7 protein-coding genes are annotated in these 11,624 nt (G+C 73.6%); 4 read left to right on the top strand and 3 right to left on the bottom strand.

Features of this window, described 5'->3' with window-relative positions; genetic code table 11:
- Positions 1–2: 2 nt before the first annotated feature.
- The gene (locus tag IE317_RS38065) at positions 3–3,044 is read left to right on the top strand and encodes an ADP-ribosylglycohydrolase family protein (protein ID WP_191316222.1); all 3,042 of its coding nucleotides are present in this window, start codon (positions 3–5) and stop codon (positions 3,042–3,044) included.
- 34 nt (positions 3,045–3,078) lie between these two features.
- On the top strand, positions 3,079–4,986 hold the full coding sequence (locus tag IE317_RS38060; RefSeq protein WP_191316221.1) for a TNT domain-containing protein: 1,908 nt from the start codon (positions 3,079–3,081) through the stop codon (positions 4,984–4,986).
- Here IE317_RS38060 and IE317_RS38055 read toward each other — a convergent pair.
- From IE317_RS38055 to IE317_RS38045, 3 genes are read right to left on the bottom strand one after another with little or no spacing between them, the layout of a single operon-like run.
- Positions 4,973–5,824 (bottom strand): class I SAM-dependent methyltransferase, encoded by an 852-nt coding sequence (locus IE317_RS38055; RefSeq protein ID WP_191316220.1) that lies wholly within the window; start codon positions 5,822–5,824, stop codon positions 4,973–4,975. The two genes, IE317_RS38060 and IE317_RS38055, sit on opposite strands and share 14 nt — an antisense overlap.
- Before the next feature lie 12 nt (positions 5,825–5,836).
- Positions 5,837–7,144 carry a sensor histidine kinase gene (locus tag IE317_RS38050; RefSeq protein ID WP_191316219.1) on the bottom strand — a complete coding sequence of 436 codons (1,308 nt, stop codon included), beginning with the start codon at positions 7,142–7,144 and terminating at the stop codon, positions 5,837–5,839.
- 3 nt (positions 7,145–7,147) lie between these two features.
- Positions 7,148–8,584 (bottom strand): CCA tRNA nucleotidyltransferase, encoded by a 1,437-nt coding sequence (locus tag IE317_RS38045; RefSeq protein WP_191316218.1) that lies wholly within the window; start codon positions 8,582–8,584, stop codon positions 7,148–7,150.
- A 101-nt stretch (positions 8,585–8,685) separates the two neighbouring features.
- Between IE317_RS38045 and IE317_RS38040 the strand changes: the two genes are divergently transcribed.
- Positions 8,686–9,240: an NUDIX hydrolase gene (locus IE317_RS38040; RefSeq protein ID WP_191316217.1), complete on the top strand. Its 555-nt coding sequence runs from the start codon at positions 8,686–8,688 to the stop codon at positions 9,238–9,240.
- Entirely contained in the window at positions 9,237–11,390 is a 2,154-nt protein-coding gene (locus IE317_RS38035; protein ID WP_191316216.1) for a DUF6049 family protein, read from the top strand. Before IE317_RS38040 ends, IE317_RS38035 begins: the two co-directional genes overlap by 4 nt.
- Positions 11,391–11,624: the final 234 nt, after the last annotated feature.

The raw sequence follows: 11,624 nt of genomic DNA, 5'->3' as shown, positions 1-11,624 counted from the left end.
GAATGGACGAAGAGGAAGCCGCCGCTCGCGCGCGGGAGTGGCTGCGCACGCGGCCCGGCGGCGACCGGCTGCGGATCCGGCCGGAGTTCACCGCGCGCCGCCCGGACGGCTGGCGCTTCACGGTCAACGCGGCCGCCTACCTGGACGGCACCGACATCGGCGCCGGGCTGTTCCCCGCCCCGGTGGTGTTCGTGCCGGACGACGGCGAGATCACCTTCGACCAGGCGGCGATGGCGAGCACGCCCGCCGAGGCCGAGTGGCGGCCGGACGTCGACCCCGAGTTCGACGAGAAGGCGTTCCCCGAGCTGGACCTCCCGGTGCGGGCCGTCCGCGGCTGGACCAGGGCGAACGGCGAGTACCGGGTCAACGAGCAGTACACCGCCGGCCCGCTTTGGCGCGGCTTCCCGGCGCCGGAGACCGACGCCGAGAAGCTGCTGAACTACCTGGCCGCGAACTGGATCAGCCGCGCCGAGTTCGTCCGCGCCCTGCTGGACTGCGAAGTCCTCGTGCCGCTGCTCGACAACGGCGAGCCGCTGCTGCGGCCGGTCCCCGGCAAGAACGAGCGCGAAGTCATCGCTTACAGCTCGTCGGCGAAGGTGCCCGGGCGCTACCCCCGCCGGTGGCGCGTGCCGGTCCGGGACCTGCCGGCGTCGTCGGGACTGACGCTCGACCCCGGCACCGGGCTGGTCCGCAGCCTCAGCGCCGCCGAGCTGGGCACGACCGGCGAGCGCCGCCCCATCGTGGAAGAGCCCGCGCCGGAAGCCGGGCCCGAGGTCACCGAGGCGCTGCCCGCGCTGGTCGCGGAGTTCGGCGTCGAGCCGCCCGACCTGCCGGCCCGGCACCTGCGGTACGCCCTGGACCACGCGCGTGACCAGCACTTCGAGCTGACGCCGGAGGAATGCGTCCGGTACCTGCGCGGGTTCGCGTGGCAGTACCGCAACGGCGTCCGGCGCCGGGCCGGCCAGGCCCCGGAATGGCCCGCCGACCTGGCCGCGAACGGCCTGATCGCGCACGTCGACGAAGACGCGCGGCCGCGGCCGGTGCCGTGGACGTTCGGGAAGTTCTCCCGCTTCGGGACACCGCCCGACCGCTTCGCGTGGCATCGGATCGTCGGCGCGTACGTCGGCTTCGCGATCGGTGACGCCCTGGGCGGCGGCGCCGACCCGGCCGGCCCGCTGCCACTGGGTGGCCTGACGCGGCACCTGCTGTTCCACACCGGCATCGTGCTGCGCGGCCTGCCGCCGGTGCCGACCGGCGAAGTCCCGGCGACGCTGCCCGAACCGGACCCGGTCGGCTGGCTCGCCGTCGCGACCCGGCACGCCGGCCCGGCGCCCGCGGAGTTCTCCGCGCTGCTGGCCACCGCGCTGGCCGCGACCCCGGCGAGCGCGGTCGCCGTGGCGGACGTCGACGGCGAGCGGTACGCGAAGGAAGTCGCCCGCGAGCTGGTCGGCAGCGCGGCCGGCGCCGAGGTCACCGAGGGCGTCGAGCTGCTGATTTCCCTGTTCCAGGCGCTGCTGACGCGGGACACGTTCGCGCTGCCGGTGCACCTCCGCCTGCACGAGGTGGGCGGCGACCTGGCGGCGTCGACGCTGGCTTTGCGCGCGGACCGCGACGCCGACGACGTCACGCAGCTGGAGTCCATCGGCGACGGCCGCAGCGTCCGGTCGGTGCTCGGCCGCGCGCTGTTCGCCGCGGCCAAGCGCGGCCACCACCCGGAGGCGGCGATCCGGCTCGCCGCGCGGTCCGGTCCGGTGGCCGGCGCGATCGCGGGTGCGCTGGTCGGCGCCCGGGTCGGCGTCCCCGGCCTACCGTGGGTGACCTCGCTGCCCGACCTCGGCCTGCTCGACGACGTCGCGAGTGACGTCTTCTGGTACTTCAACCGCAACGGCCTCCGGACGGAGACCGCGGAACACGCCCGCTGGGAGCGCCGGTACCCGAGCGGCCGCTTCACCCCGGAACCGAAGGGACCGAACTTGCGATCGCGACTGCGGGGCAGCCTGCTGGCCGGGGCGATCGGCGACGCGCTGGGCGCGAAGACGGAGTTCGACTCGATCGCCCGGATCCGCGAGATCGCCGGACCGGACGGCATCACCGACTTCATCCCCGCGTACGGCGGCGTCGGCCGGATCACCGACGACACGCAGATGACCCTCTTCACGCTCGAAGCGCTGATCAGGGCCCATGCCCAGCAGCGGAAGACCGGGTCCGCGGACGTCGTCCACTCGCTGCAGCTGGCCTACCAGCGCTGGCTGCACACCCAGGGCGTTCCGTGGGACCGGGCCCGCGGGCCGCAGTCGGACGCCGAGGAGCCGGACGGCTGGCTGATCACCCACCAGGAGTTGTTCAGCCGCCGCGCACCCGGGTTGACCTGCTTCGGCGAGCTGGAGGCGTACGGCCGCTCGGGCGTCCGGGGCACCATCGACCGTCCGGTGAACAACTCGAAGGGCTGCGGCGGCGTGATGCGCGCGGCGCCGATCGCGCTGTGGTCGGACGACCTCGCCGAGGTGTTCCGGCTCGGCGCCGAAAGTGCGGCGCTGACCCACGGCCACCCGAGCGGGTATCTGTCGTCCGGGTGCTTCGCGGTGATCGTGCACGAGCTGCTGCACGGAAAGCCGCTGCTCGACGCGGTCGCGACCGCGCGGGCCGAGCTCGTGAAGCACCCGGCGCACGAAGAGCAGAGCGCGGCACTCGACGCGGCCCTGGCGATGGACGGCCCGCCGACGCCGGAGAAGCTGGAACGGCTCGGGCAGGGCAACGTCGGCGAGACGGCGTTGTCGATGTCGGTGTACGTCGCGCTGACCACCACCGACGCCGACTCGGCGTTGCTCGCGGCGGTCAACCACAGCGGCGACAGCGACTCGACCGGTTCGGTCTGCGGCAACCTCGTCGGCGCGATGTACGGCGAGGAAGCCCTGCGGGAAAGCTGGCTGGACCGGCTGGAACTCCGCGAAGTCATCGTCGGACTGGCGGACGACGCGCTCACCGAGTTCGGCCCGGATGCGCCGGGCGACGACCGGTGGTTCGCTCGGTACCCGGTCGACTAGGTTTCTGTGGTCACTGGGGACGGGGAGGACAAACGTGCGTTACCGGGTTGAGGTGGCCGAACGCCCGGACGGCCTGTATGCGACGTGGGGTGAGGGGACCTACCGCGCGCAGCGGTCGACCACGGACGGCACGGTGCTGCTGTCCGTGCTGCCGGAGGAAGAGGCGCCGGAGGGCTTCGACAAGGAATTCGAGGGACGGCCGGCGAAGGTGGTCCCGGCGAGCGAAGTGCCGTCGACGTTCACGCTGCGGACCTTCGCCGAGTACGACGGCGAGGTCTTCGAGGTCGCGCCGGGCGACCGGCCGGAGCTGACCCTGCGCTGGGTCCGCGACGACGCCGTCCGCGCGGCGCAGCTGGGCCTGACCGACTTCTCGGTCACCGTGCCGGCCAAGCAGGTCACCGCGCTGTGGCAGACGCGCCTGGACTTCACCGAGACGTCGGAAGCGCGGCCGCAGCCGGGCACCGGCGACCAGAACGCGCTGCTGCGCGCCATCGGCCGGACGCTGCTGCACACGGTGCCCGGCGGCTGGACGCGGGTCGGCGCGCAGTTCCGGCAGGTCGGCGACTACGCCGAGATCGAGGTCCGCGCGGTGGGCGACGAGGACGGCCCGGTGTCGGTGTCGCTGCCCGCGGTGCCCCGGCTCGGCGGGCTCTTCGCGCGGCTGCGGGCGGCGATGTTCGAGCCCGAGGCCGGCACCTGGTTCCAGGGCACGTTCACCCTGGACGCCCAGTCGCAGTTCGACTTCGACTTCGACGCCGACCGCGAGCCGGACTGGCGGGTGCCGCCCAACGACGGCGGCCGCCCGTCGACCGCCGCCTACGAGCTGGAGCTGGCGACCTTCCCGCGGACGCCGAAGCACCTGCCGGCGTGGCTGACGGCGAAGGCGGGACTGCCGCTGGACGTCGTCTTCCGGCACGCGCGGGTGGCCGATGCGCACGCCGAGGGCGAGCGCCCGGTGGTCAACCGGCCGCCGGTGCCGCCGGACCAGGTCCGTGGCCTGCTCGACTACCTGTTCCGGGCGCCGGTGGCGCTGCACCGGCCCGCGCCGCTGCCGGACATCTTCGGCGGCCCGGGCGCGAAGCCCGACGTGCCGAACGCCTTCCACACCGACGGCACCTGGATCTGGCCCGCCGCCGTGCCGCACTACCTGCGCAAGTACGGCGTGCCGCCGGAGCCGGAGCTGGTCGAGCACGCCCGCGCCGCCGGCTTCCGGCCGCCGTTCGTCCCCGAGCTCGTCCGCGCCACGGCCGAAGCGGAGGTCCTCGGCCAGCCGCGGCCACCGCAGACGACCGCCGACCTGCCGGACGAGCGCGCGCTCACCCGCGTCGCCCGCGGTGAGCCGGTGCGGACCCTGCGCGGCGCGGAGACCCTGGAGCTGCTCCAGCAGCGGCTCGCCGAGCACGGCGTACCCGCGGCGGCCTACCGGATCGGCGCGAACGAGATCCCGGCCGAGGGCGTCTGGACGCTGCGCCGCGCCGAGAACGGCTGGGAGGTTTCACGGCCGCCGTCCGACGAGCCGGTGGCGTTCGGCTCGCTCGGCGACGCGGCCCGGTTCCTCCTCGGCGTGCTGCTGATGCTGCCGCCGCGCCCGGCGGAGGAGTCCGACCTGCCCGCCGACTGGCCGATCCTGCCGATGCGCGGCGAACCGCCGTTGAACTTCTACCGCGGCAAGCGCCTGATCACCCTCGCTCCGGGCACCACGCTGGTCCGGTTCGGCAACGAGACCGGCAACCTGGTGCACGCCGACGGCTCGCGGTTCGCCGAGACGGCGCTGGCGTTCGAACGCGCCCGCGAGAAGCGGCTGTACCGGGTGCAGCGCGCGATCCGCGTGCTGACCGGCGTGGCGGCGCCGTGGGGCGGGCTGCCCGGCGGCGCGGTCGCCTACCTGCTGCCCCGGCCGCTCGCCCAGCACCTGGAGACGGGCTCGCTCAGCAGGCAGTGATCAGGACGGCGGGCGACCACCAGTAGTCGGCGAGCGGGGTCACGTCGACCTCGGTGAAGCCCGCCGTCGTCAGCTGCTCCGCCCAGACCGCGGCCGGGTGCTCCCAGTTCGTCCGCTGCTGCCCGGAGACGATCCCGAGCAGCACCGGCAGCAGGAAGCCCTGCGCGACCAGCGTGGCGTCTTCGCCGTACTCGGCCACGCCCCGCTCGTAGCGCTCGACGAGCGAGCGCAGGTGCTCCGGCGAGCCTTCTTCGAACTCGGGGACGTCGAACTCGGCGAGCACCAGCGTCCCGGTGCGCGGCTGCAGCGTCCGCAGCACCTCCGCGCGCTGCTCCGGCTCGATGGACTGCAGGGCGAACGTCGACTGCACGAAGTCCCAGCCGAGGTCGTCGCGGGCCAGGAAGTCCTGGGCCGTCGACTGCCAGCACTGCGCCGACGGCACCCGCTCGTGGACGCCCTCGAGCAGCGCGGCCGACGGTTCGACCAGGTCGATCCGCGGCGGGAGGTGCGAGGCCTGGTCCAGCGCGGGCACCACGGCGAGGCCGTCACCGCAGCCCAGGTCGAGCAGCGACTCGGGCTTCGCGGCGTCGTACCGGGCGGCGAGCTCGGCGCTCAGGGCCCGGTACAGCTCGACGTTGCCGCCGCCGCGGATGAAGGCCGTGAAGGCGCTCGGCTGGTCGTACACCGGCGCCGAGCCTTCTCCGGCGAGGTGGGCCCGCAGTTCGTCGGCCAGGGTGGAGCCGGCGCGCCCGGCCTGGGCGGCGAATTCGGCAGCCTGGTCGCGGTCGCCGGAGCGGTAGGCGGCGAGGGCGTCGGCGAGCAGCTCGATCGAGGTCATGGTCAGGAGATATCAGAACGGGACCCACAACGTCACTCGCGTGCCTCCCCCGGCGAGTCCCGACTCGACCAGCGAGGTCCCGCCGACCTCGGCCAGCCGGGCGGTGATCGACTCGCTGATGCCGAACCCGGCCGGGTGATCGGCGGCGCTGAACCCGCTGCCGTGGTCGCGGGTGATCACCGCGATGCCGCCGTCACGCTCCTCGACGCGCACGACGACCCGATCGGTGCCGGAGTGCTTCATCGTGTTCCGCATCGCCTCGCGCACGGCGTCGCGGATGGCGATCTGGCGGACCTCCGAGAGCGTGTCGTCGTCCAGCTCGGCCACCACAAGCTGGGCGCGCAGGCCGTCGCGGGCCATCTCGGCGGCCAGCGCGGCGAGCTTCTCGCCCAGCGGCCGCGCGCCGGCCTCGGCCCGCTCGGACGCGGCCGACTCGATCGTGTGCCGGATCTCCATCGCCTGCGCCCGCGCCAGCCGCTGGATCTCCACCAGCCGTTCCTCGGCGTTGCCGGGCGCGGACAGCGCCATGGCTTCCAGGGTCTGCAGCACGGTGTCGTGCAGCCTCCGGTGCTGCTGGGCGCGCTCGGCGAGCCGCCCGTTGCGGGTGCCGTAGGCCAGCGCCAGGCGCGTGCCGAGGCCGGTCAGCACCAGCGCGGCGGTGGCCAGGAACAGCTCCGCGAGCAGCACGGAGTACGTCGAGAAGGCGGCCCCGGCCAGGAACCGGCCGGTGTTGAGCCAGTTCGCCAGCATCCGCAGCGGGAAGCTCAGCAAGCCGAACACCACGCCGCTCGGCAGGCCCAGCGCCAGCGTCAGCAGCCCGATCTCGCCGTAGAGGTGGACGCTGGTGACCGCGAGCGCGTCGAAGTACACCGGCGCCGGCACGGTCAGCGCGACGAGCAGCGGCGACAGCACCGTGAAGGCCAGGTCGACGGCGAGGAGCTTCCCGGCGTCCCGGCCGCGGAACGGCGCCGAGCGGAACATCCAGCGGAGGCCGATGACGTTCAGGGCCACCGACAGCAGCGTGAACACCCCGACCGGTAGCAGCCCGGCCGTGCCGTGCTGGAGGACGTAGACGCCGAACTGGCCCGGCACCGCGAGCAGCCGGTACGCCAGCGGGATGAGCACGACGTACCGCGTCGCGCGCAGCAGCAGGCTGTCGCGCTCGGTCGGGTCGATCGGCCCCGACATCCGGGAGATGCGCCGCAGCGCGTGCATCGGCGCCGGGTCGGCGATCTCGTCGGGCAGCTCACTCGTGGCGGTGGCGATCGCGGGGGCGCCGCGCCGCAGCAGCGCCACCAGGAAGCTGCCCCCGCCCGCCACGGCTCACGCGTCCCCGACGCCGTTTTCCGCGGCCCACTTCTTCAGCTCGGCGACCGCTTCGTCGTGCTCCAGGGGACCGCGGTCCAGGCGCAGCTCCTTGAGGAACTTCCACGCCTTGCCGACGTCCGGACCCGGCTTGAGGCCCAGCAGCTCCATGATCTGCTCGCCGTTGAGGTCCGGCCGCACGCGGTCGAGGTCCTCCTTGGCCTTGAGCGCGGCGATCCGGGCTTCGAGGTCGTCGTAGGTCGCCTGCAGCGCGGCCGCCTTCCGGCGGTTCCGGGTGGTGCAGTCGGCGCGGACCAGCTTGTGCAGCCGGGTCAGCAGGGGGCCGGCGTCGGTGACGTACCGGCGCACCGCCGAGTCCGTCCACTCGCCCTTGCCGTAGCCGTGGAACCGCAGGTGGAGGAACACGAGCTGCGAGACGTCGTCGACGATCTCCTTGGAGAACTTCAGCGCCCGCAAACGTTTGCGGGCCATCCGCGCGCCGACCACCTCGTGGTGGTGGAAGCTGACGCCGCCGCCCGGCTGGAACTCCCGGGTCGCCGGCTTGCCGACGTCGTGCAGCAGCGCCGCCAGCCGCAGGACGAGATCCGGTTCCGACGTCGGCTCGTGCGTCTTCTCCAGCTCGATCGCCTGGGCGAGCACGGTCAGCGAGTGCTGGTAGACGTCCTTGTGCTGGTGGTGCTCGTCGATGGCCAGCCGCATGCCGGGCACCTCGGGCAGCACCCGGTCGGCCAGCCCGGTGCCGACCAGCAGCTCCAGGCCGGGCCGCGGGTCGGCCGCCAGCAGCAGCTTCGACAGCTCGGCCTGCACCCGCTCGGCGGTGATCCGGTCGATCTCCTCCGCCATCGACGTCATCGCGTCGACCACCCGCGGCGCGGCGGTGAAGTCCAGCTGGGCGGCGAACCGGGCGGCGCGCAGCATCCGCAGCGGGTCGTCGGCGAACGACTCCTGCGGGGTCGCCGGGGTGTCCAGGACCCGCTCCCGCAGGGCGCTCAACCCGTCGTGCGGGTCGATGAACGTCTTCGACGCCAGCTCGACGGCCATCGCGTTGACCGTGAAGTCGCGGCGCAGGAGGTCGCCCTCGATGCTGTCGCCGAAGGTGACCTCGGGGTTGCGGCCGACGCGGTCGTAGCTGTCCGCGCGGAAGGTCGTGATCTCGAGCTGCATGCCCTTCTTCGTCACGCCGACCGTGCCGAAGGCGATCCCGACGTCCCAGACCGCGTCACCCCAGCCGCTGACGATCTTCAGCACCCGGTCCGGCCGCGCGTCGGTGGTGAAGTCGAGGTCGCCGGAGGCCCGGCCGAGCAGCGCGTCGCGCACGCTGCCGCCCACGAGGTAGAGGCGGTGCCCCGCCCTGGCGAACCGTTCCGCCAGTTCCTCCGCCAGTGGGGAGACCTGCATCAGCTCCACCACCTGCTTGTCGACCACGTCGTTCACGAAAATCCCACTACGTTCCAGGTGCGATAGCTCCAGGCACCGCCGGACACGGACACGGGAAGCCAGCCTACCGGGGCAACCGTTTGCTCTAGCATCGCAGCATGTCTGGATCAGCCGGCCGTCCCGGCGCCTCGAAGCCGCGCAGGCGGCGCAGGCGCCAGCGCGGCAGGCGCCTGACCACGGTCGACGAGACGTCGGCCGGTGGCCTCGTGGTGGACGCGGAGCGCGAACAGGCGGTGCTGATCGGCCGGCTCGACCGGCACGGCAGACTGCTGTGGTCGCTGCCCAAGGGCCACATCGAGGACGGTGAGACGGTGGAACAGACGGCCGTGCGCGAGGTGAAGGAGGAAACCGGCATCTCCGCGCGCGTCATGCGGCCGCTGGGCACCATCGACTACTGGTTCGTGGCCGAGAAGCGGCGCATCCACAAGACCGTGCACCACTTCCTGCTCGAAGCGCTCGGCGGTGAGCTCTCCGACGAAGACGTCGAGGTCACCGAGGTGGCCTGGGTCCCGCTGGCCGAGCTGGAGACCAAGCTCGCCTACTCCGACGAGCGCAAGCTCGTCCGGAAGGCCAGTCAGCTGTACAAGGAACTTTTCGCGCGCCCGGACGTCCACGGACGAGACGAGCACGCCCCTGAGGGAGCCCCCGAGTGAAGCGGTTCGCCGCAGCCTTCCTGTCCGTCCTCTTCCTGGCCGTCCCGGCCCTCGCCGGCGCCTCGGTGGCCCAGGCGCAGGAGGGCGCGCGCCTGCGCGTCGACCTGGCCGGGCTCGGCCCGCGGGTGATCACGAGTTCGACGACGGCGCTGACCGTCACCGGCACGGTGACCAACACCGGCGACCGCCGGATCACCAAGCCGCAGGTCCGGCTGCAGGTCGCGGACCGGGCGACCACCGATCGCGGGATCGGCGACGTGCTGGCCGGCGCGGTGGTCAAGGACACCCCGCTGACCGACTTCACCTCCATCGCCGACGTGCTGGAGCCGGGCCAGAGCGCGCCGCTGACCATCACCGTGCCGCTGACCGGGGCACGGGCGGAGCGGTTCAGCCGCCCCGGTGTCTACCCGCTGCTGGTCAACGTCAACGGCACCCCCGAGTTCGGCGGCCCCGCGCGGCTCGGCGCGGTCAGCATGCTGATGCCGGTGCTGACCCCGCCGGGCAAGCAGGCCCCCAGCCGGAGCGGCGCGCCGAGCATGACCCTGCTCTGGCCGCTGACCGGCAACGTTCCGCACGTCTACGCGGCGCCGTACGGGAACCCGATCGTGCTGGCCGACGACCGGCTGGCCGGCGAGATCAGCGGGGACGGCCGGCTGAACGCGCTGGTCACCTCGGCGGCGTCGGCCGTGAGGAACAACGCCAACCTCGCGAAGTCGATGTGCTTCGCGCTCGACCCGGACCTGCTCGCCACGGTCGACGCGATGACCCGCGGCTACCTCGTCCACACGGAGACGGGGAACATCGACGGCAAGGGCGCCGAGGCCGCGAAGACGTGGCTGACCGAGGTCCGCGCGCTGGTCGGCGGCCGCTGCGTGGTGGCGCTGCCGTTCGCCGACGCCGACCTGGACGCGCTCACCCGCATCCGGCCCGGCGACACCAGCCTGGTCACCCGGGCGGCCACCGGCGCCGCGACCATCCAGGAGCTGACCGACGTCACCCCGCAGACCGGCGTGCTCTGGCCGGACGGCACGCCCAGCACGTCGGTGCTCACCGCGCTGACCGACGCGGGCGTGCGGACCCTGCTCACCGACGCGGGCAAGCTCGCGCCCGCCGCGGCCGGCGGCGGCGTCACCGTGCAGGGCAGCGCGGTTCGCCTGCAGCCGACCGACTCGCTGATCTCCGCCGCGATGACCGGCGTCCCGTCCGTGCCCGGCTCGGTCACCGTGCCCGCGACGACCGAGCGGGCGGTCGCGAGCCAGAACGGTCTCGGGGCGCTCGCCTTCCGCGCCGGGCTGGGCCAGGCCGCCGGGCAGCAGCGGCCGGACCACCTGCTGGTCGCGCCGCCGCGGCGCTGGGACGCCTCGGCCGAGGAGTTCACGACGTACCTGCAGCAGGTCGGCGAGTTCCTAAGCGCCGGCGTGGTCACCGCGACCGGGCTTCCCACGCTGCTCGCCGCCACCCCCGAGGCGTCCGGTTCCGTCGGCGACAGCGGGGCGAACCCGGCCGCGGGCGTCGACGCCGGCGTCGTCTCGACGCTGGCCGACCTCGACGTCAAGGCCACCGGGCTGGCGTCGGCGATGCAGCTCGACCCGACCAAACGGGTGAAGCCGGAGGACGTCGTCGAGCCGGTCCGGCTGGCGGAGCTGCGCGGCGCCTCCACGGCGTGGCGGGGCCTGCCGGCGGACGCCGCGACCACGAACGCCCAGGCCGAGCTGACGGCGATCAGCGGGCGGGTGACCGTCTCGCAGCCGAAGCAGACCATCGCGCTGGCGTCCGGCAACTCGCCGCTGCCGGTGTACGTCAGCAACGACCTGCCGGTCGGGATCAACGCCCGGTTCGCACTGGACAACAACACCGGCCTGCGCCCGACGGACGCCCAGGACCGGTTTTTCCCGGCCAGCGGCGGCAAGAACTACTTCCTCCCGGTGGAGGCGCTGCGGGCCGGCCGGTTCAGCGTCGATGTGTCGTTGCGCACGCCCACCGGTACCCCGCTCGGGTCATCCGCGCGGTTCGAACTGACGTCGACGGAGTACGGCGCGATCACCATCATCGCGACCGTCGCCGCAGGTGTGGCCCTGCTTCTGCTCGCCTCCCGGCGCATCTACCGGCGGGTTAAGGACGCCCGCGCGGGCCGGGACGTGGTGGCCTGATCGCTCGGCCTTTGAGTGTTCCGGGCGGTTCGCGATTACCCTTGGTCCGCACGTGCGCGGCACCGGGCCGCGGCACCGGAGTCGAGCACCGAGGATTGGGCACGCGTTGGAGAGAGAGCCGGGCTTACCACCCGAGCGTGCGGGCCGTCCTCGGCGCGAAGGACCCCCGCCACCGCAACGGGGCGACGGGCCGCCGCGCACGTCGCAGCCGGTCCGCCGCCAGCAGCCGCCGCC

It is taken from the genome of Amycolatopsis bullii (assembly GCF_014654205.1).
Taxonomy (GTDB): Bacteria; Actinomycetota; Actinomycetes; order Mycobacteriales; family Pseudonocardiaceae; genus Amycolatopsis; species Amycolatopsis plumensis.
The sequence above is the reverse complement of the archived record's forward strand: the minus strand, read 5'-3'. Positions and strand labels throughout refer to the sequence as shown.

Coding starts and splice junctions, on each gene's coding strand:
- IE317_RS38065 (WP_191316222.1), top strand. CDS start 3: ATGGACGAAGAGGAAGCCGCCGCTCGCGCGCGGGAGTGGCTGCGCACG.
- IE317_RS38055 (WP_191316220.1), bottom strand. CDS start 5,824: ATGACCTCGATCGAGCTGCTCGCCGACGCCCTCGCCGCCTACCGCTCC.
- IE317_RS38040 (WP_191316217.1), top strand. CDS start 8,686: ATGTCTGGATCAGCCGGCCGTCCCGGCGCCTCGAAGCCGCGCAGGCGG.